19 protein-coding genes and 2 pseudogenes are annotated in these 20560 nt (G+C 59.6%); 4 read left to right on the top strand and 17 right to left on the bottom strand.

The window, feature by feature from the left end; all coding sequences use genetic code 11:
* Positions 1-222 precede the first annotated feature (222 nt).
* A complete protein-coding gene (gene dhaL, locus DY250_RS10940; protein WP_245951114.1) occupies positions 223-846 on the top strand; it encodes a dihydroxyacetone kinase subunit DhaL in 624 nt (207 codons plus the stop codon).
* A 105-nt stretch (positions 847-951) separates the two neighbouring features.
* Here the strand turns inward: dhaL and DY250_RS10935 are convergent, their stop codons facing one another.
* From DY250_RS10935 to DY250_RS10910, 6 genes are all read right to left on the bottom strand, one after another.
* Positions 952-1734 carry a segregation and condensation protein A gene (locus tag DY250_RS10935; RefSeq protein ID WP_115612317.1) on the bottom strand — a complete coding sequence of 261 codons (783 nt, stop codon included), beginning with the start codon at positions 1732-1734 and terminating at the stop codon, positions 952-954.
* A 23-nt stretch (positions 1735-1757) separates the two neighbouring features.
* Positions 1758-2666, bottom strand: a complete 909-nt coding sequence (locus DY250_RS10930) for a tetratricopeptide repeat protein (protein ID WP_115612316.1) — start codon at positions 2664-2666, stop codon at positions 1758-1760.
* Positions 2667-2905: 239 nt separating this feature from the next.
* Positions 2906-4813 carry an ATP-binding cassette domain-containing protein gene (locus tag DY250_RS10925; protein WP_115612315.1) on the bottom strand — a complete coding sequence of 636 codons (1908 nt, stop codon included), beginning with the start codon at positions 4811-4813 and terminating at the stop codon, positions 2906-2908.
* Between the two features lie 9 nt (positions 4814-4822).
* Positions 4823-5965, bottom strand: a complete 1143-nt coding sequence (locus DY250_RS10920) for a tetratricopeptide repeat protein (RefSeq protein ID WP_115612314.1) — start codon at positions 5963-5965, stop codon at positions 4823-4825.
* A 45-nt stretch (positions 5966-6010) separates the two neighbouring features.
* The gene (locus DY250_RS10915; RefSeq protein WP_115612313.1) at positions 6011-6742 is read right to left on the bottom strand and encodes a glutamine amidotransferase; all 732 of its coding nucleotides are present in this window, start codon (positions 6740-6742) and stop codon (positions 6011-6013) included.
* Positions 6743-6865: 123 nt separating this feature from the next.
* Complete coding sequence (locus tag DY250_RS10910) at positions 6866-7471, bottom strand: OmpA family protein (protein ID WP_040389498.1); 606 nt, start codon at positions 7469-7471, stop codon at positions 6866-6868.
* 289 nt (positions 7472-7760) lie between these two features.
* On the opposite strand from DY250_RS10910, the gene gyrA reads away from it, so the two are divergent.
* Both gyrA and DY250_RS10900 read left to right on the top strand, forming a co-directional pair.
* Positions 7761-10337, top strand: a complete 2577-nt coding sequence (gene gyrA, locus DY250_RS10905) for a DNA gyrase subunit A (RefSeq protein ID WP_115612312.1) — start codon at positions 7761-7763, stop codon at positions 10335-10337.
* 259 nt (positions 10338-10596) lie between these two features.
* Entirely contained in the window at positions 10597-11340 is a 744-nt protein-coding gene (locus DY250_RS10900) for a hypothetical protein (RefSeq protein ID WP_115612311.1), read from the top strand.
* A 105-nt stretch (positions 11341-11445) separates the two neighbouring features.
* Here the strand turns inward: DY250_RS10900 and DY250_RS14075 are convergent.
* The 11 genes and pseudogenes from DY250_RS14075 to citD form a co-directional block, all read right to left on the bottom strand.
* Positions 11446-11970, bottom strand: a pseudogene (locus DY250_RS14075) (IS630 family transposase); the annotation flags it as partial.
* A pseudogene (locus DY250_RS14960) lies at positions 11931-12086 on the bottom strand (IS630 transposase-related protein); the annotation flags it as partial. The pseudogenes DY250_RS14960 and DY250_RS14075, both read right to left, overlap by 40 nt.
* Positions 12087-12098: 12 nt before the next feature.
* The gene (locus DY250_RS10885; protein ID WP_115612309.1) at positions 12099-12281 is read right to left on the bottom strand and encodes a transposase; all 183 of its coding nucleotides are present in this window, start codon (positions 12279-12281) and stop codon (positions 12099-12101) included.
* Between the two features lie 187 nt (positions 12282-12468).
* Entirely contained in the window at positions 12469-13929 is a 1461-nt protein-coding gene (locus tag DY250_RS10880; protein ID WP_115612308.1) for an anion permease, read from the bottom strand.
* On the bottom strand, positions 13926-15407 hold the full coding sequence (gene citX / locus DY250_RS10875; protein WP_115612307.1) for a citrate lyase holo-[acyl-carrier protein] synthase: 1482 nt from the start codon (positions 15405-15407) through the stop codon (positions 13926-13928). The genes DY250_RS10880 and citX overlap by 4 nt, the downstream gene beginning before the upstream one ends.
* 64 nt (positions 15408-15471) lie before the next feature.
* Positions 15472-15879, bottom strand: coding sequence for a type II toxin-antitoxin system VapC family toxin (locus DY250_RS10870; RefSeq protein WP_115612306.1), 408 nt, complete (start codon positions 15877-15879; stop codon positions 15472-15474).
* On the bottom strand, positions 15876-16112 hold the full coding sequence (locus tag DY250_RS10865) for an antitoxin (RefSeq protein WP_115612305.1): 237 nt from the start codon (positions 16110-16112) through the stop codon (positions 15876-15878). Before DY250_RS10865 ends, DY250_RS10870 begins: the two co-directional genes overlap by 4 nt.
* A 78-nt stretch (positions 16113-16190) precedes the next feature.
* A complete protein-coding gene (locus DY250_RS10860; protein WP_115612304.1) occupies positions 16191-16592 on the bottom strand; it encodes a VOC family protein in 402 nt (133 codons plus the stop codon).
* Between the two features lie 89 nt (positions 16593-16681).
* Positions 16682-18187 (bottom strand): citrate lyase subunit alpha, encoded by a 1506-nt coding sequence (gene citF, locus DY250_RS10855; RefSeq protein WP_115612303.1) that lies wholly within the window; start codon positions 18185-18187, stop codon positions 16682-16684.
* Positions 18188-18193: 6 nt separating this feature from the next.
* Entirely contained in the window at positions 18194-19072 is an 879-nt protein-coding gene (citE, locus tag DY250_RS10850; protein ID WP_115612302.1) for a citrate (pro-3S)-lyase subunit beta, read from the bottom strand.
* A complete protein-coding gene (gene citD / locus DY250_RS10845) occupies positions 19069-19359 on the bottom strand; it encodes a citrate lyase acyl carrier protein (RefSeq protein ID WP_115612301.1) in 291 nt (96 codons plus the stop codon). Before citD ends, citE begins: the two co-directional genes overlap by 4 nt.
* A gap of 257 nt (positions 19360-19616) precedes the next feature.
* Here citD and DY250_RS10840 point away from each other — a divergent pair, with 257 nt between their 5' ends.
* A complete protein-coding gene (locus DY250_RS10840; RefSeq protein ID WP_172542345.1) occupies positions 19617-20531 on the top strand; it encodes a factor H binding protein domain-containing protein in 915 nt (304 codons plus the stop codon).
* The last annotated feature ends 29 nt before the right edge of the window (positions 20532-20560 follow it).

The raw sequence follows: 20560 nt of genomic DNA, 5'->3' as shown, positions 1-20560 counted from the left end.
CTTTAGCCCACCATAAAACCTGCGGCAACACGGCAGCGATACGCAGCAAGAAAACGTAGAGACATATAGTTGAATAGATAAAAAAGCGTAACAAGGCGCGTCGCCGCAGACAGTACAGGTAGTACGGCAAGGCGACGCAACGCCGTTACGATTTTTTAGATGTTTAACTATAGCGGCCCCGATGATTACCCCGCTTACCACTCCAAACCACAAGGAACCCCTATGAACAGCAGCCAATACCTCGCCTGGATCGAACAAAGCGCCGCCGCCCTCAGCGCCGCGCAAGACGAACTCACCGCCCTTGACACCGCCATCGGCGACGGCGATCACGGCCTCAACATCCAGCGCGGCTTCCACAAAGCCGTCGAAAAACTGCACGGCCAGGAAGGACAAGACCTCGGCAGCCTCGCCAAAACCACCGGCATGACCCTGCTGTCCTCCGTCGGCGGTGCCAGCGGCCCGCTCTACGGCACCCTCTTCCTCAAAACCGCCTCTGCACTGAATGGCAAAACCGACCTTGATACCGCCACCCTCGCCCAGGCCATTGCCGACGGCGTCGCCGGCCTTGCCGCGCGCGGCCAGGCGGTAGTGGGCGACAAAACCATGATCGACGTGTGGCAGCCTGCCGCCGCCGCCCTGCAACAGGCGGCCGCAGACGGTGCAGATCTGGCAACGGCCAGCGCCAAAGCCGCCGCCGTCGCGCAGGAAGCGGCAGAAAGCACCATCCCGCTTGTTGCCAAAAAAGGCCGCGCCAGCTACCTCGGCGAACGCAGCGCGGGCCATAAAGACCCCGGCGCGGCATCGAGCGCCATCATCCTGCACGTGCTGGCCGAGGTGCTGGCCTGAAAGGTTACCGATGCCTGCTGCCAGCTACGGTCATAGATAGGTGGATAGCGCGGCGAATACTACGCCGCCGCCCGCCCAGCGGATGGAGCCATGTTTATCGTTTGCTTATGGCGACTGGCGCAGGCGCAGGTTGACCGGGGCAAACAGCGCTGCCTGTTGCCATTCGAGTAATTGTGAGCGGTCGAGTTCGAGCATCGCCATCAGGCTGACTACAAAGCCTTCGCGTCCTTCGCCCGCACCGTAGAAAGCGGTGAGCGGTTGCCAGTCGGGGTGGTTCCTGAGGCGCGCCTGCATGCTGTCCATGCGCTCGGCGAGCGAGTAACTTTCGTTTTCGACTTCGTGCGCGCGGCGCAGGTCGTGGCGCAGCCAGAGTTTGCGCAGCACGTCGGCCAGTTTGTGCGCGTCCGCCGGTGGCTTGATGACGGGCTGCGCACCCACTGGCGGCAGGTGGGCCGAGAGGGCCGTGTCGGCGCCGACGCGGGGCAGGGCGGCGAGGTTTTCTGCCGCTTTCCCGGTCTGGATGTAGGCCAGTATTTGTTCGGCGAGCCGGGCGCGCGGATCGGTTTCGGGTTCGTCGTCGCTCTGTGGCGGGCGCGGCAGCATCATGCGCGCTTTGATTTCCGCCAGCGTCGCGGCCATCAGCAGGTATTCCGCCGCCAATACCATGTCCATTTCTTCCATCAGGTCAAGGTAGGCGAGGTATTGCTCGGTGATGAGGGTGACGGGGATATCGAGGATGTCGATGTTTTGCTTGCGGATGAGGTAGATGAGCAGATCAAGCGGGCCGCTGAAGGTGTCGAGCAGGACGCGCAGGGCATCGGGCGGGATGTAGAGGTCTTGCGGCAGTTGGGTGACGGGTTCGCCGAAGAGGAGGACGGTCTGTTCCATGCGGCTGTGCTTATGCGGATGAGTTACGGGGCGGCGTGGACGGCACTGTCTGCCGCCGGCAGCGGGGCAGTATTTTTCGGAGCCAGCCACCAGTGCGGGTGGCCGTCAGGCGGGGGCACGGGCAGCTCTTCGCTGCTGATGTGTTCAAGCGAGCGACTATCGGCGGCGAGCGCCCAGTCGCAGAGGAGTTGGGCGACGGCGAGGCGGGTTTTGGCGGCGATGTCGAGGGTGATGCTGCCATCGCTGTTGGCAGGGCGCGCTTCGATGCAGGCGATGTCACCGCTTGCGCCGTCATCAAGCAGGGATTGCAGTTCGGCGGCGTCGCTGCAGCGGACGCGCGCGGTGTAGGTGGGATACGGTGAGGGTTTCAGGCGGGCGAGTTCGCTGTATTCGGGGATTTCCATGCCGTTGTGCTGGCGGTAGCCGGTCGGCACGCTGTCGTGCAGGATGATGTCGCCAAAGCGGTGCCCGCTCGCAGGATGCGGCACGCCAAGCAGGCGGGCGCGCACGGGGTCAATGCGCCGCGCCAGCACGGTTTCGCTGGTTGCCGCCCAGGGGTGCAGGCGGATGGCGGCAATGCCGTAGTTACCGCTGATGGGGCCGGTGCCCTCAGGGACGGCGATGCCGCAGGCGCGCCACAGGCGGCGCGCTTTTGCCCAGTCTTCAAGGGCGGTGGCGGCGATGCCCGCGTTCCAGTAGGGAGCGTCGTCGTGTTCGGCGGCGAGCGCGATGGCACGCAGGTTGTGGGTGAGCGCGCCCGTCCAGTCACCCCGGTATTTGCTGGCCAGCGCGTACATGTAGTGGTAGTGGCGGTTCTGCGGGGTTTCGCGAATGAGTTTGCTGAAATAGCGCTGTGCGGCAGCAAGGTCGCCACGATCCATGGCAGCGTAGGCACGGGTGTAGAGGGGGTTGTCGGCGCGGGCTTGGGTCATGTCAGGGTTTTTTGTTGTGGCGGTGGCCTGTTCGGTAGGGAGATGACGGGGCACAGGTGGGGCGGGTCATCCATTTATAGTCGTTTCAAATAGGAAGCGAGACAAGGTGGTGCGCCGAAGAGCGTACAGAAAGCCCGGCAAGATGCACCAACGCCGCAACACAATCCTATTTATGACGACTATATTACTGATTATACAGGTTTGCAGACCTAAGCTGCTGCCGAGGGTGAGAGGAAGACTCACACCTCTCCGTCTTCAAGCTGCATCCAGCGTTCGACCAGCGCATCCAGCTGCTGCTGCGCCGCTTCCAGCGCGGCAAAGCCTGCCTGTTGAGCTTCCTGCGGTTGCTGGTAGAAATCCGCTTCCTGCACGGCAGCGGTGAGGCGGGCAACTTCGGCTTCTGCCGCTTCAATCTGCGCAGGTAGGGCTTCGAGTTCGCGCTGGTATTTGTAGGACAGCTTGTTGCCGCGCTTTTCGGCGGGCGGGGCGGCAGGGGCAACGGGTTTTTCTGCTGTTTTCACGGCGGGCGCGGCGGCTTCTTCCAGTTGGGCGATGTCGCCGCCCTGTTGCAGCCAGTCACTGAAACCGCCAACGATTTGCTCGATTTTGCCTTTGTGACGGTTGAATACCCACAGGCGGGTGACGACGGCATCAAGGAAGGCGCGGTCATGGCTGACCAGGAGCACCGTGCCGGGGTAGTCCGCCAGCACTTCTTCCAGCAGTTCCAGGGTTTCGATGTCGAGGTCGTTGGTCGGTTCGTCCAGCACGAGGACGTTTGCCGGCTGCGCGAAAAGGCGCGCCAGCAGGAGGCGGGCCCGTTCGCCGCCGGAGAGCGCGCTGACCGGGGTGCGCCAGCGTTCAGGCGGAAAGAGGAAATCTTGCAGGTAGGCGGCGATGTGCTTGCGCTGGCCGTTCGTCTCGATGTAGTCCCGCCCCGCGCCGACGCTGTCGCGCAGGGTTTCTTCAGGATCAAGCTGGGCGCGCAACTGGTCGAAGTAGGCGACTTCCAGTTTTGTGCCGTGTTTGAGACGGCCTGCCGTCGGCGGCAATTCGCCAAGGAGCAGGCGCAGCAGGGTGGTTTTGCCCGCGCCGTTCGCGCCGACGAGACCGATTTTCTCGCCGCGCTCGATGATGTCGCTGAAATCCTGCACCAGCGGTGCGCCGCCTGCGTGGGCGAAGCTGAGGTTTTCGGCGACGATTACCTGCCGCCCGCTGCGCTCGCCAGCGTCCAGTTGCAGATTCGCCTTGCCCTGCCGCTCGATGCGCGCGGCGCGTTCGGCGCGCATCGCTTTCAGCGCGCGCACGCGGCCTTCGTTGCGGGTGCGCCGCGCCTTGATGCCCTGGCGTATCCAGATTTCTTCTTCGGCAAGTTTCTTGTCGAAACGCGCCTGCGCTTCGGCTTCGGCATGTTGTGCTTCCTCGCGGGTGCGCAGGAAGCGGCGGTAGTCGCTTTTCACGTCGAGCAGGCGGCCGCGATCCAGTTCCCAAATGCGGTTCGCGACTTTTTCGAGGAAGGCGCGGTCGTGGGTGACGAAAACGACGGCGCTGGCAAAATTGTTGAGCAGGTTCTCCAGCCAGATGATGGTGCCCATATCGAGGTGGTTGGTCGGTTCGTCAAGCAGTAGAACGTCGGGACGGGCAACCAGCACCCGCGCCAGCCAGACGCGCCGCCGCCAGCCGCCGGACAAATCCGCCATCTGCGTCGTGCCATCGAGGTCGAAACGTTGCAGGATGCCGTCGATACGGTTATCCAGCTGCCAGCCGTCTGCTGCCGCTACCGCTGCTTCGAGACGGGCGAGTTCATCGGCATCATGCGCGTCATGGGCGGCAAGCAGGGTTTGGTAACGCTCGACCAGCGCGGCAGTTTCAGCCAGCCCGTCGCGCACGACTTCGCGCACCGTGCGCGCGTCCGCTGCGGGCGGGTCTTGCGGCAGATAGGCGATGCGCACGCCTTCGCTGATGCGCAGGCTGCCGTCATCCGGCGTCTGTGCCCCGCGCAAGACATTGAGCAGGGTGGATTTGCCCTCGCCGTTGCGGCCCAGCAGGGCGACGCGCTCGCCGCTTTCCAGCGAGAAGTTGACGTGATCGAGCAAGGGCCGCCAGCCGAAGGCAAGCGAGAGGTCTTGGGCAGTGAGGAGGAGGGGCATGGGGTTTCCTTATTTGGCGGGGAGGGCTCTTAACAGCGCCCGCGCCGTTTCGTCGCCTTGCGCAGCGGCTTTCTCTACTTTCTCTGACCAATACCTTGCTTTTTCCGGGTCAGTGGGAAGTCCGTCGCCGTGCAGATAACTGATACTAAGTATGGATTGTGCGATAACAGAGCCCTGCTGGGCCGCTTTTTCCAGCCATTCCTGTGCTTTTTCAGGATTGGCGGTAAACCCCTCCTCGCCTTTCAGATAACCCATGCCGAGTATGGTTTGTGCGGCTCTGGATCCCTGCGTAGCAGCCTTTTCCAACCATTCCTGCGCTTTTTCGGAGGCAGCAGGAACGTCTTTTGCGGCGAGATAATATTTCCCTAGCTCTGTTTGCGCATAAATTGAGCCCTGCCGGGCAGCTTTTTCCAGTGCAGGCAGGAGACGGCGATACCATTCATCTACTTTTGTTTGCTCTTTGGGAATGCCGTAATCACCTTTCGTGTAAGCTCTGGCTAAAGCGACTTGCGCCGGCCAGTTGCCTTGGTTAGCCGCTTTTTCCCACCATGCCAGCAGCCCTACCGTATCTTTGTTTTCCTCGTACAGAAAACGACCATAAGCTACCTGAGCAGACGGATACCCTTTTTCAGCCGCTTTTTGCAGCCACCGACCGCTTTCCTGCAGGTCTTTTACGACACCCAAGCCGTTGCGATACAAGAGGCTCAAGAAATATTGCGCTTCAGCGTCCTGACGGAGTGCGGCTTGGTGCAGGCTTTTTCCCGCCTGTGCAAACCATTTTTCTGCTTCGGCGGTATCTTGTTCGACCCCTGTACCCTCACGGAAAGCGAGACCTAACTGGTATTGCGCATAGCCATCGCCCGCAGCAGCGGCTTTGTCGTAGTGCGCGATAGCTTCAGCCATATCGCGCTTACCAAGTTCACCATTGGCATACATCAGGCCGATTCTGGTTTCAGCGCGAGCATTGCCTTGGTCGGCAAGGGTTTTATAGATCGCGTAGGCTTCTTTAAAATCGGCATTGTTGTAGGCGGCATCGGCTTTTTGCAGGGCAGCCGCAGCGGTGGCAGAGACTTCCGGCACGGCAGTGTCGGCGGCAAGTGCCATATCGGCACCCAGTAATGCAGCGGCGAGGAAGAGGGGACGGATAGGCATGATGGGACTCCTTGTGGATGATGAAAAACGGATGTGGTGTGCCGCTCAGATGATGCCGCTGCGGGTGGCGGCGTAGCGGGCGAAGCGGCGTAGCAGGGCGGCGGCGTCGGGAGTATCAGCGCGGACAGCGGCACGGATGGCATCCGGGTCGTGGCCGATAGCGGTGATGGTGTCACGTCTGCCGTCAATATGGGCGCGGATGGCAGCAGCATCAAATTCGGGGTGGAATTGTACGCCCCAGGCGTGGGCACCGATACGGTAGGCCTGATGCGGGTCGTGTTCGTTGGCGGCGAGAACGGTTGCACCAGCGGGCAAGCGCAGCACGGATTGGTAATGGGTGACGTTGGCGGTGAAGTGTGCCGGCAGGGCGGCGAAGATGGGGTCATTGTCGCAGGTCGGCAGGCGGGTGATGGTCGTGCTGCCGATTTCTAGGCCGCGCGGGTTATCGCCGACTGCGCCGCCGCAGGCATCCGCCAGCAGTTGATGGCCGTAGCAAATGGCAAACACGGGCAGCCCGGCGGGAACGGCTTGTTGCAGCCAGGCGCGGGTGGCTTCACTCCAAAGTTGGCGCTCCGGCACCATATGCGCCGAGCCGGTAAGGATGACGCCGGCGGCGCTATCCACTGCAGGCAGAGCCTCACCGTCGATGATGTCGAGCACGCGCACAGAGTGTTGCACCGGCGCAATGGTGCGCGCGATCCAGTCGCTGTACTCGCCGAGGCGGGCGATGATGTCGGCTTTGGGGGCACCGAGTTTAAGGATAAGAAGTGGTTTCATACGGCTTCTTTCATATAGTCAAACAGCTCAAAAATTGTAACGGCGTTGCGCTTTTTATCTATTCAACGACATATAAAAAACCCCCGTCAGACGGGGGTGGATTAGGCGGCGATAGGGTTGTGCTTATTGGGCAACAGGTTGTTGTACTTGGCGTTCAACAAGACCGTCAACCGTGACGTCTACACGACGGTTTTGCGCACGGCCTTCGGCGGTTTTGTTGGTGGCAACCGGGTTGCGTTCACCGTTACCGTAGGCTTCGATCAAAGACTGCGGTACGCCGTTTTCTACGAGGTAGTTGGCAACAGTGTTGGCACGACGCTCAGACAGTTTTTGGTTGTAGGCGTCAGAGCCTTTGGAGTCGGTGTTACCAACGACAGTAATTTTCTGAATGTTTGCACCACGTTGATTCAGATCGCCTGCGAGTTGTTGCAGGGCTTCTTTACCGGCCGGTTTCAATTTGTACTTGTCGAAATCGAAGTAGGTGTCGGCGGCCAGAGTGATGGTTTCGGTTTGGGTGACCATTTCCGTTTTCGGCGGTTCCGGTGCAGGAGCTTGTACGCCGCAACCAGTCAGGCCTTTGTTGGCATTGACGGTAACGCATTCGCCCCAACGGTTTTTGACCAGATCTCCACCAGCGGAAGTCAGGTCTTCATTTGCAGGCAGATCTGCAAATGCCGGAGCTGCACCAGCAGCAAGTACGGCAACTGCAATCAGTTTTTTAAGTTTCATATTTACTTCTCCCATAACAAAACTTGCAAGTTAATGTTAAGAACTTGTGGACGGCTGCCCGTCCAAGATTGACGGCACCCTTGCCCACGAACAGGCAAGAGGTACCCATCCGCGCGGCATGATACGAGTTTTGTTGCAAAAATGCAAAGATAAATGCGGTAAAAGCGACATGTTGGCCAGCGTTTTGTTGTGCGAATGACACAAATCGGGGCGGCCCCGCATTCATGTTAAAATATGCGCCGTTTGCCCCGTCGTGCGGGCGTTTTTACGCTACAAGGTAGAGAAATACATGAGCGAATTTGCCAAAGAAGTGTTGCCGGTCAATCTGGTGGATGAAATGCGCAGCTCCTATCTGGACTACGCGATGAGCGTCATCGTCGGGCGCGCCCTGCCGGATGCGCGCGACGGCCTGAAACCGGTGCACCGCCGCGTCCTCTTTTCCATGCATAAACAGGGCAACGCCTGGAACAAAAAATACGTCAAATCCGCGACCATCGTCGGTGACGTGATGGGGAAATACCACCCGCACGGCGACAGTGCCATCTACGACACTTTGGTGCGCATGGCGCAACCCTTCTCGCTACGCTATCCGTTAGTGGATGGTCAGGGCAACTTCGGTTCAATGGACGGCGACCCGCCTGCTGCTTACCGCTACACCGAAGCGCGCATGGCGAAAATCGCGCACAGCCTGCTGACCGACATCGAAAAAGAAACCGTTGATTTCGCGCCGAACTACGACGGCAGCCAGCAAGAGCCCGTCGTCCTGCCCGCCCGCCTGCCGCATCTGCTGGTAAACGGTAGCTCCGGTATCGCCGTCGGCATGGCGACCAACATCCCGCCGCACCACCTCGGCGAAACCCTCGACGCCTGCCTTTACCTGCTTGACCACCCCGAAGCCGATACCGCCGCGTTGATGCGCTACATTCCCGGTCCCGACTTCCCCACCGGTGCACTCATCAACGGCGCGCGCGGCATCAAAGAAGCCTACGAAACCGGACGTGGCCGCATCTACATCCGCGCCAAAACCCACATCGAAACCGACGACCACAGCGGCAAACAGACTATCGTCGTGGACGAACTGCCCTACCAGGTCAACAAGGCCAACCTGCTGGGCAAAATTGCCGACCTCGTCAAAGAAAAAAAAATCGACGGTATCACTGCGCTGCGCGACGAATCGGACAAAGACGGCATCCGCATGGTGATCGAACTGCGTCGGGGCGAAGTCGCTGAAGTTATCCTCAACAACCTCTTCCAGCTCACCCAGCTGCAAGTCGTCTTCGGCATCAACATGATGGCGCTGGTCGGCGGCCAGCCGCGCCTGCTCTCGCTCAAAGAAGCGCTGCAAGTCTTCCTGGCGCACCGTCGCGAAGTCGTCACCCGCCGCACCATCTATGAACTGCGCAAAGCCCGTGAACGCGCCCACATCCTCGAAGGCCTGTCCATCGCCCTTGCCAACATCGACGAAGTCATCGAACTCATCAAACAATCCAGCGGCCCTGGTGAGGCCAAAGAAGCTCTGCTCGGCAAAAGCTGGGCGGCAGGGCAAGTTGTGGACATGCTCGCCCGCGCCGGCGCTGAAAACTCGCGCCCCGAAGGCCTTGCCAAACAATACGGCCTGCATCATGGCCGCTATCACCTCTCACCCGAACAGGCACAAGCCATCCTCGACCTGCGTCTGCACCGCCTGACTGGTCTCGAACAAGAAAAAATCCTCGACGAATACCAGCAAATCATCCACGAAATCGAAGCCCTGCTCGACATCCTGCAAATCCCCGAACGCCTGCTTGAAGTCATCAAAGAAGAACTGCGCGACATCAAAAACCAATACAACGACGTGCGCCGCACCCAAATCCTCGACACCCATCTCAACCTCTCGCTTGAAGACCTCATCGCCGAAGAAGACCGCGTCATCACCCTTTCGCACGAAGGCTACATCAAAGCGCAGCCACTCTCGGACTACGAAGCACAAAAACGCGGCGGCAAAGGCAAATCGGCGACCGCCGTCAAAGACGAAGACTTCGTCGAACAACTCATCATCGCCAACACCCACGACACCATGCTCTGCTTCACCAACCGGGGCAAAGTGTACTGGCTGAAAGTGTACGAACTGCCGCAAGCGGGGCGCAACGCCAAAGGCAAACCCATCGTCAACCTCCTCCCCTTCGAGCCGGGCGAGCGCCTGAACGCCGTGCTCACCACTCGCGAATACCCCGAAGACCGTTACCTCATCTTCGCCACCAAAAGCGGCACCGTCAAAAAAACCCCGCTGTCCGACTACTCGCGCCCGCGCAGCATCGGCATCATCGCCATCAACCTGCGCGAAGACGACGAACTCGTGGATGTCGCCCTCACTGACGGCAGCCGCGACATCATGCTCTTTTCCGACGCCGGTAAAGCCGTGCGCTTCCCCGAAGCGAGCGTGCGCAGCATGGGGCGCGACGCGACCGGCGTGCGCGGCATGAACCTCGACGACGGCCAACGCGTTATCGCCCTCTGCGTTGTCGCCGACAATGGCGACATCCTCACCGTTACCGAAAACGGCTACGGCAAACGCACCCCGATTGCCGACTACCCGCAAAAAGGGCGCGGCACCAAAGGCGTCATCTCCATCGCGTGCAGCGAACGCAATGGCCGCGCCGTCAGCGCCCTGCAAGTCCAGGAAGACGAACACATCATGCTCGTCACCGACAACGGCACCCTGGTGCGCACCCGCGTCGCCGAAATCAGCACCAGTGGTCGCAACACCCAGGGCGTGCGCCTCATCCGCACCAGCGACAGCGAGAAACTGATTGCTGTCGCGCAAATCGTCGCCGAAGGCGAGGACGACAGCGGCGAGCCCACCCATGCGGACGATAACGCGGAATAAACAAGGCGGGCGCAAGCCCGCCTTATTCATATGCAAAACAAGAAAATACGGCCATAAAAGCCCCGTTATTGTCCTATTGGAAGAAGACTTTTGTGTGCAAGATTCCGGTTTAGACGGCCGTCAAACGGGATAAACGCTGGCCCCACCAAGCGGCATAAACACTGGGCCCGCCAGGCGGCGTAAATACTGAGTCCGCCAAGCGGGATAAAATCCACGTTCCGTCTTCACTCACCACAGCAGCACCTCACCGGGAAACGCCATGACACCATTCCAACAGCAATACACGGAGCTTGCCGCCCGCTTCCGCAAGCAGCCGAATCAACATAACCATGCCGCTATCGGCGCGTTATACGAGTTGAAAGCCGCATTGGAACGGGCAGAATCGACACGGGAAACCGCCGATCTCCTCACGTCGGTGAACAGCCTGCTCTGCCTGCACGCATCCGCCCTGCAAACGTTTGCGCCTTTTGCCGATACAGGCGAGCGCAAAGACATCATCCGCCTGCACAAACTGCGTGATCAGGCCGCATGGAAAGGCGACAGATTTGCCCTGAAAGACATTCGTACTTTGCGGGCGACGCTATCGCCCATTCATCTCAGTCCTGCCGATATCACGCCTGATGGTGAAGGTGGCCATTGCCTGCGATGCGGCGTTGTCATCCTCAACAAAACAGTGGCCGATGGCAGCAATATCCGCATCACACTGGCGGACGGCGCAATAGCCGATTACGCCCCCCGCATTATCGCCACCCTCGAAACATTGGCGCAGTATCCCGCCGCTGCACTTATTGACTGCTACAATCGTGAATGCAGCGCCTATGTCGAACGTGGTGCCGATCAAGATTGGTTCGACATGCTGGAAATCTATTCCGTCAGTATCCACGGTTGCGACGGCGTGTTGTACAGCAACATCAACAGCGGCGACGCTTATCTCCTCGATGCTTATCTCAGCATTCAGTTTGAGGACGATAAGCTCCGCTCCATGCGCTTTGGCATGACATAAATGCCACAAATCCTTTGTTTTTCCGGTACGCGCCAAGCGACGTAAATACTGGGGCCCGTCAAGTGACGTAAATACTGCCCCGCCAAGCGGTGTATAGTCGAATCGCTAATAAAGAGTAACGAGAGTAAAGAACCAAAACAGCAGGGCATTCACATCAGCCAACCGCCATTGTTTCCTCAACCGTTTGATCCATGCCCATGTCTTCTCTATCGGGTTGAAATCCGGGCTATAGGGCGGAAGCCACAGCACCGTATGTCCCTCAGCCTGTAACGCATCCAGCGTGTCCTGCCGTTTGTGGAAGGAGGCGTTGTCCATCACGATCACGCTGCAGGCGGGCAGCTCCGGCAGCAGTATTTCTGTCACCCATGTGTGAAAAACATCGCTGTCTATGCTGCAATCAAAGGCAGTGAAAGCAAATGGCACAGTGCCACACAGGGCACCGATAACGTTGGTTTGTGCCTTGCTCCATCCGGATACGCCTGCGCATTTTTGCCCGCGTGGTGCATAACCGTAAGGACGGGAAATGTCTTTTCTGAAGCCGCTTTCATCGATATAAACGAATGGATGCAGGCGTGCTTCATAGACACTTTTTACTTCGAGGAATTCACGGCGTTTTTCTTCGTCTGCCTTGCGGTGGCGGAAGTCTTTTTTTTAACGGTGAAGCGATAGCGTTTGAGCGCCTTGCAGATGTCGTTTTGCGAGCAGCCCAGACGTGCAGCCCTTTCCCATTGATAGTCATCAGGGTGCCCGGCTACGTCTTACCGGATGACTTCTTCTGTGAGAAGGCGAGGCGTAGAACGGCGGCTGCCTTTGGGTTGTGGCTGTTTCTTCCAGGTAGCGAGGATGTTGGGGCTGATGCGGTGTCCGGCTGCCACTTCGCGATAGGTGCTATCTTCAAGTTCTGCAAGGATTTTTTTACGGATATGGGCTGGATAGGTCATAATTTTGATGGTTACTGTTTTTTTGCTATTTAACTATAAGCACCGGACCCGCCAAGCGGCGTAGTTACTGGGCCAGCCAAGCGGCGTAAACACTGGGTTCTCAGATGCTCATCAAGCGAATCATCCATACCCTGCCCACAAAAAAGCCGAACCCGCAGGTTCGGCTTTTTCGCAACAGCTATGCTGTTTAAAAGATACCCATGCCGGAGAGGGTTTGCCACCAGGCGAAGCCGACGGTGACGTGGATGAGCAGGCTGCCGAAGCCGACCACTGCACCGACGATCCACCAGGATTTGGTGTCGTGGTAGCCGGCGCCGAAGATGACCGGGGCCGGGCCGGAGCCGTAGTGGGTGAGCGCGCCGCCGTAGGAGTTGGAGAAGAGCAGGCCGAGGGCGAGCAGGGTTGGTGGGGCGCCTGCCGCCATGCCGACAGCTGAGAAAACCGGCACCATCGCCGCCACGTAGGCACCACCAGAAGCGAAGAGGTAGCGCACGCCGACGCTGACGGTAAGGATGGCGATGGTGGCAACGGTGGCGTGTCCTTCCCCGAAGTTCATCACTTGCTTGAGCGTTTCAGACAGCCAGGTGAAGAAGTGTGCTTTGTCGAGCACGGAGGAGAGGCCGAGGATGCCGCCATACCAGATAAAGGTGTTCCAGGCGCCTTTGTTTTTCAGCAGATCTTCCCAGTTGATGACGGCGAGGATGACGAGCAGCGCCATGACGGAGATGGCAATGGTTGAGGGAGATACGTGCAGTTGTTCGGAGAAAATCCAGGCAAGGACGGCGACAACGAAGAGACCGAGCAGGGTTTTTTCCTGTTTGCTGATCGGGCCGATTTCTTCCAGGCCTTTTTTGGCGATAGCGGCGTTATCGACTTTTTTCAGTTCCGGCGGGTAGAGGACGTACACGACCAGCGGGGTGAGCAGCAGGCAGAGCAGGCCCGGCACGCTCGCGGCAAGGAACCATTGCGGCCAGTTGAAGGTGATGCCGGTGATCGGTTTCATCAGTTCAAGGGCAACGGCGTTCGGCGCCATCGCGGTCAGGAACATGTAGCCGGTGGTTTTCACGATCATGTAGGTGTTGAGCAGCAGGTAGTGGCCGGCTTTGCGCGGGCTTTTTTCCGGATCGGAACCCAGCGAGACGGTGACGGAGTTCATGATTGGGAACATGATGCCGCCAGCGCGCGCAGTGGTGGAAGGCATCGCCGGCGAGAGCAGCAGGTCAAGGCAGGCGTTGACGTAGCCAAGGCGCAGGGTGGTGCCGCCGAAGGCACGGATCATCAGGTAGGCGATGCGTTTGCCAAGGCCGGTGGTGACGAAGGCAGTGCTCATCGCGAAGGCGGCGAAGACCAGCCAGGTGGTACCGGATTTGTAGCCATTCAATACGTCGTTTTCTTTGAGGGCCAGTTTGGTGCCGTCTGCCAGTGTCTCGGCGGGCGTCGTGCCGACGACGATGGAAGCCAGCGCCACACCGGCAAGCAGGACGATTGGCAGCGGGAAGGGCTTGAACATGATGGCGAGGATGGTGCCGACATATACGCCGAAGAGGTGCCAGCCGATGATGGGTAGACCTAGCGGCGCGGGGAAGAGGTAGGTCAGGATGGGACACGCCAGGATGATGGCGTAGTGGATGAGTTTTTTGGTATTCATGCGGTACCTTTCTGGTTATGCATTAGAGGGACGGCGGGGATGCCGTTGGGGTTGTCCGCCGCGCATGCGGCGGGTCTTGCTTCTGTGGTGGGAAGCGAAGTCGGGAAATGGCGGCCGAAATAGGCGGTGAGCGCCAAAAGGTCGGCACTGCCGCCGGCGCTCAGGCGGCGTGCAGTGCAGTCGTAATCGTAGGCGGCGATGGCGGCGCTGAGGCGGTTCTCGTCCATGAGAGTGGTTTCATCTGCAAGCAGCCGCTTGGCCCATTCCTGGTGGGCGCGCAGGCCGTCCAGGCCGACGCGGGCAATGGTGGTGGTGTCGTCGTTTGTGGCGTAGAGGGTGACGAGGGTGGCAAGCAGGGCGTGGTGTTCGCTGCCGCCAGCGCTGAGGATACGTTGGTAAGCGGGCAGGGCGTGGGCGGTGATGAGGCGGTAGCCGTCTGCCGCTGCGCCGCGCGCGCCGGTGATGTGGTGTTGGCGGTAAGCGCGTTGTCCGGCGCTGTCGCCTGCACCCTGTTCGGCAACGAGGTCGGCGCTGATGGCGCGGATGTCGGCCAGCGTTTGCGCGAGGGTGGCGCTGCTGCCCGCCGCGAGGTTTCTGCCGAGGGCGGCGGCGGTGAGGCCGAAAGCAAAGACGGCGCCCTTGTGGGTATTAACGCCGCCGGTTGCAGTCAGCATGGCGGCTTCGGCCTGGATGCCGATGGGACGGATGGCGGCGAGGATGACGGGACTGGCAGCGTCAGCGGCGAAGGTCATGCCGCGCGCGGCGCAGGCGGCGAGGTAGGGGGCGATGGCATCGGCGCTGGCGAGGAAGTGGGCGAGGGTCATGTCGTGATGGCCGCCGTTGCTGCTGGCGTCCACCAGTCCCGCTTTCGGGGTCAGCGTTGCTTCGGTGATGAGGGCTTGACGCATGGCCGCGCCGATGTGTTCGGCCTGTTGAAGCAGGCGGTAGCGGCGGGCGATGTCGGCGTTGAGCTCGTTGATGCTGTGGCGGCGGGCGCGAGCGCAGTTTTTGGCGTCGTCGTCGCAGAGGAGGCAGCGGCGCGGCGGCAGGCCGTAATCGGCGCGGCTGATGGGGCGGCCATTGGCGGCGATGATGTCGATGTCCCACAGGCGGGCGAGCGGTGAGGCCGCTTCCAGCGCGAGCATGGCGTGTTTCCACTCGTGTGCGTCGCCGTCCACATGGTAGAGGGCATGATGGCCGCAGTCGTCAATGTGGATGTTGACTGCTTGCGGAGTGGGGATGGTGTTTTCAACCGCTTGTTGCGCCGCCTGGAAGACGGCATCCAGCAGCGGGCTGCGTTTGACGGCACCCGGCGCAGCAAGGGTGAGCGAGATGAGGACGCCGCCTGCGGCCTGCATCGCCTGCTGCCGCGCGGCACGGGTATCGCGCGCGACGAGGATGTCATCCAGCGCAACCGCCCGGCCTTCGTGGCTGGGCAGGGGCGGGGTGGGCGCGGTGTAGGTGCGGGCGGTGGTCATGTGGTGCAGGTGGTGATTCGGTCAATTCGCGTGATGGCATCGCTGGGGCGGCTTCGGGTGGTTTTCATGCTTCCGCCCAATCTTCGATGGTCAGTGTTTCTATCCGCCGGTATTCACGCACGTTGTGCGTGACCAGTACGGCATTGAGGCTCAAGGCATGGCAGGCGATCCACAGGTCGTTGCTGCCGATCGGGGTGCCTTGTCGTTTCAGGCGGTTAGCCCAGATACCGTAGTGATGGCAGGTCGCGGCATCGGGATAGTGAACGGTGATGTGCTGCGTCATTCGCTCAATGGCTGCCAATGCTACCGCCATGTTTTGGCTTCCCTGTGCGCCTTTGTGTAATTCGCCGTAGGTAATAAAGCTCATCGCAAGACATGCCGCCGTAGGCAGTTGCGCTATCCGTGCCGCTACGCTTGCCGGGTGGTTTTTCATCAGGTAAATGATGATGTTGGTATCCAGCAGATACATCATAGGCTGTCGCGTTCCGGAGGGAGATCGTCGTCACGATCTGCCAGGGCAGCGATGAAGTCGTCATCAAATCCGCTAAACAGGTCAAGGAAGGCTTCGCCGGACAGGCGTGCCGGCCGCAGGATGATGTCGCCGTTATCTGCACGGAAGATTTCTACGGTGTCGGTATTGAAGCGGTAGTCCAGCGGAATACGTACTGCCTGGCTGTTCCCGCTTTGAAAGACTTTGGTCAGCATATTCACCTCTTTGTATATATGTTTTGTGTTTTGAGTATATACCAGTTGTGTGGCAGTACGTTGGGTCAAGGGATGGCCTCAGGCGACGTTACAGGCCATGGCTTCGATTTTGTGGCCGTCCAGGTCGCGGACGAAGCAGCCGTAGTATTCGGGACCGTAGTGTGGACGGCCACCCGGTGCGCCGTCGTCCGTCGCGCCGGCAGCGATAGCGGCGGCGTAGAAAGCGTCCACCTGGGCGGGGGTTTCCGCCAGGAAGGCAACGTGGGTGCCGTTGGCGGTTTGCGCGGGCTGGCCGTTGATTGGGCTTTGTATCCAGAATTCGGGATAGGCGCGGCCATAGGCGATGGCGTTGTGTTCGCTGAGATCCATGGTGCGTTTGATGCCGAGGGTGACCAGCACTTTGTCGTAGAAGGCGGCGGCTGCGGCGAAGTTATTGGTGCCAAGCGAGACGTGGGACAGGGCGCTTTGTAATTCGGTCATGGGGTTCTTCCTCTTCGTGAGTTGGGGTGATGCGGGTGCGGCAATGGGATACAGGAAGGGTGGGCTTGTTGGCCCACCCTGTGCTTTTGTCAGTCAGCGACTTGATAGACGGTGTCGATGACGCTGCCGTCGCGGTAGCGCACGACGGCGACCGGTTTGTCGGTAAAGCGGATTTTTTCCGGTTTGCCGGTCAGCGCAATGGCGCGTTCGTGCAGGGCTTCGATGGTGGTCAGCTCAACCCCGGCCTCGCGCAGGCGTTTGGCCAGTTGCGGGCGGCGCGGGTTGACGGCCACGCCGTGGTCGGTGATGAGCACGTCGATGTGTTCGCCGGGGGTGATGCAGGTGATGACTTCATCCACCACGGTCGGGATGCGGCCGCGCACCAGCGGGGCGACGATGATGGCGAGGCGGGCATTGGCGGCGGTATCGCAGTGGCCGCCGGATGCGCCGCGCAGGACGCCGTCCGAGCCGGTGAGGACGTTGACGTTGAAGCCGGTATCGATTTCAAGCGCGCTCAGGACGACAACATCAAGCTGCTCGACGGAAGCGCCTTTTGAGCTGTAATTGGCGTACTGGTTGGCGCTGATTTCGATGTGGTTCGGGTTACGCGCCAGCGATTTGGCAGCGTTGGCATCGAAGCTCTGCACGTCGAGCAGTTTTTTGATAAGGCCTTTTTCGTGCAGGGCGACCATAGTCGCGGTGATGCCGCCGAGACCGAAGGCAGCGGTGATGTTTTCACGACGCATTTTGTCTTCAAGGAAGCGGGTCACGGCCAGCGAGGCGCCGCCGGTGCCGGTTTGCAGCGAGAAGCCGTCGTAGAAGTAGCCGGATTTGGCGATGACGTCGGCGCAGTGGCGGGCGATAAGCAGTTCGCGCGGGTTGGTGGTCATGCGGGTGGCATCTGCGCCGATTTTCGCCGGATCGCCGACGGCATCCACTTTCACGATGTAGTCCACCTGGTCTTGCGCGATGCTGTGCGGCGCGGTCGGGAAGTCTTCGATGGCTTCGGTCAAAAGGACGACTTTGTCGGCATATTCGGCATCGGTCATGGCATAGCCAAGCGAGCCGCAGACGCTTTGTCCGTGCTGGCCATTGGCGTTGCCGAAGTGGTCGCAGACGGGGACGCCGAGGAAGGCGACGTCGATATGCAGTTCGCCGCTTTTCACGAGGTGGACGCGGCCGCCGTGCGAGTGGATTTGCACGGGTTCTTTGAGGATGCCCGCCGAGATGGCGTCGGCGAGTTTGCCGCGCAAGCCGGAGGAGTAGAGTTTGCTGACCACGCCGTTTTTGATGTGCTCAACCAGGGGCGCGTGTACGCCGGTGAGCGAGCTGGAAGCGACGGTGAGGTTTTTGAAGCCCATTTTGGCGAGGATGTCCATCACCATGTTGACGGTGTAGTCGCCGCCCCGGAAGCCGTGGTGGAAGGAGACGGTCATGCCGTCTTTGAGACCGCAGGCGCGCACGGCGTCTTCGATGCTGGTCACGACTTTGCGCGGGGCGCGCTCGCCGAAGGTAACTTTTTTCTCACTGGCGGCGAAGGGTTTGAGGCCGGCTGCCGCAGCAAGGCCGCCTTTGACGCGTTGTTCTCTGTTCATATTCGTTTATTCCTCTCTGATGCCGGATGCGGCTGCGCGTTGCAGAACCAGTTTGGCGCGTTCGATGATGGGCGTATCCACCATTTTGCCGTTGAGCGAGACAACGCCGGAACCGTTGCGTTCGGCTTCTTCGGCAGCGGCGATGACGCGCGTGGCGTGATCGACTTCTTTCTGCGTCGGCGCGAACAGGTTGTGGATAAGGGTGATCTGGTTCGGGTTGATGAGCGATTTGCCGTCGAAACCAAGCTGCTTGATGAGCGAAGCCTCGCGCAGGAAACCTTCTTCGTTGCGCGCGTCGGAATAGACGGTGTCAAACGCCATCAGGCCGTTGGCACGGGCGGCATGCAGGATGCTGCTGCGGGCAAAGAGCAACTCGATGCCGTCCGGTGAGCGCTCCGTTTTCATGTTGCGCACATAATCTTCCGCGCCGAGCGCGATACCCATCAGGCGTGGCGAGGCTTTGGCGATGTCGTTCACCGCGAGGATGCCCTGCGCGGATTCAATCGCGGCGAGCAGTTGCGTGCTGCCGACTTCGCGGCCACAAGCCTTTTCAATCTCGGTGATGGCCTTGTCCATATCGACGATGTCTTGGGCGCTGTCGGTCTTCGGCAGACGGACGATGTCGGTACCGGTGCGCACGACGGCGTTCAAATCCAGCAGGCCAAATTCGGAGGCGAGCGGGTTGACGCGTACCACGGTTTCCATCTCGCGGTAGAGCGGGTGTTGCAGGGCATGGGCGACCAGCATCCGCGCGGTGTCCTTCTCGGCCAGCGCCACGGAATCTTCCAGGTCGAACATGATGGAATCGGGTTTGTAAATAAAGGTGTTGCTGATCATGCCCGCATTCGAGCCGGGGACGAACAGCATACTGCGGCGAAGTTTCATAATACTTTCCCCCAATCGACAGGTTCATCGGTAGCGCGCAGCAGTGCTGCTTTCAGACGGGCACGCAGCACGCAATCCAGCGCGCCGCGATCATCCAGACGCAGGGCGACTGCGTCCACGCCGAGCTGTTTCAGCACATCAGCCACCGTGGCGCGGATTTGCGCGTCGAACTGCTTGCCGACACTGCTGGTCAGATCCAGCGACACCCCGCCACCGCTTGGGGCGACATAAACCATCACGTCGCTGGACTCGACCGTCCCGGCGACACTCTCTTTCGTGACTTGCATACAAATCTCCTCGTTGGACAGGAAAGCAGGCGGGGTATACCCCCGTCAGGAAGAGGCATCTTAGAGAAATTAAAAAATGATGACAATCTTGTTTTTTCTTAGTTTTTACAGCATGTTGCGAATTTTTCATCATCACAATATCTCTTTCTAAGTCTCGGAATACGTTACCATAATCAAGATTTTGCGAGATCAACCACCGTTTGTCGGCAGGGATGCGACAAAATCATCATCTATTCATTTTTTCAGGAGTATGCAAAATGCAGAAAAAACTCGTCCTTTCCGTTCTTATCGCCAGTCTGCTCGCCGCTTGTGGTGGCAGCAGCGACAACAGCAACAGCAACCCGCAAATTACACCGCCGCCGAGTAACAATAACAATGCGCCGCAACCGCCGGGTAACAACCAGCAACAGCCGAACAATCCACAACACCCGCAGCAGCCGCAACAGCCAGAGCCCGTCAAAAGCCTGACCGCCGACTATAGCGACGATAGCGATTACGACTGGGATGGCATCTATAAAGGCTATGATACCTTTACCCTGAAAGTTGACGGCAAAACCCTAGTGAAGGAAGTACGAGGCGAGAAAAAACAGACCTTTGACCTTACCGCCGTGCCGCTGGGCTTCAAAACACTCACTGCAGAAAACAAATACACCGGTAGCAACAACGCCGAATACAAATCGGATGTGACGCTGCGCTCCTATCGCGGCTTCTATGCTGGCGCTCTTGCCTACGGCAAAGACAGCAGAGCCAATCCGCTGGATAGTGATTCCACCCCCTACTACTCACCGACGGTAACGCTGCCTAACAGCGGTACGGCCATCTATGCAGGCAAAGTTTTCAATGATCGTGCAGCCAATGATGCTGATCTCACTTACACCATCAATTTCGGGCAGAAAAAAGGTTCCGGTACGGTCGCTGCGGCGAATGGTCGTCCTGAGCTGACCTTGCAGGAAAAGACTATCACCCAGTTTGCCAGTCCTTTTGGCAAGACGCATGGGGTTGATAAAGGTGGTGTGAGAAGCGCTAATGGCAATATCACCGGCTCTTATAATCTCTATATTGCCGGGCCGAATGCGGAAGAAATTGTCGGCGACCTCAATTACGGGCCCTCTGGCAATAAGCATGAAACCGAACAAGTCTTCTACGGCAAACGCGGTGACATTACCCCCTGATAGCCGTTTACTACGGCTAGCGAAAAACC

It is taken from the genome of Cardiobacterium valvarum (genome assembly GCF_900460955.1).
Lineage (GTDB): Bacteria > Pseudomonadota > Gammaproteobacteria > Cardiobacteriales > Cardiobacteriaceae > Cardiobacterium > Cardiobacterium valvarum.
Note: the sequence above shows the minus strand (reverse complement) of the source record. Positions and strands in the feature narration are given on the sequence as shown.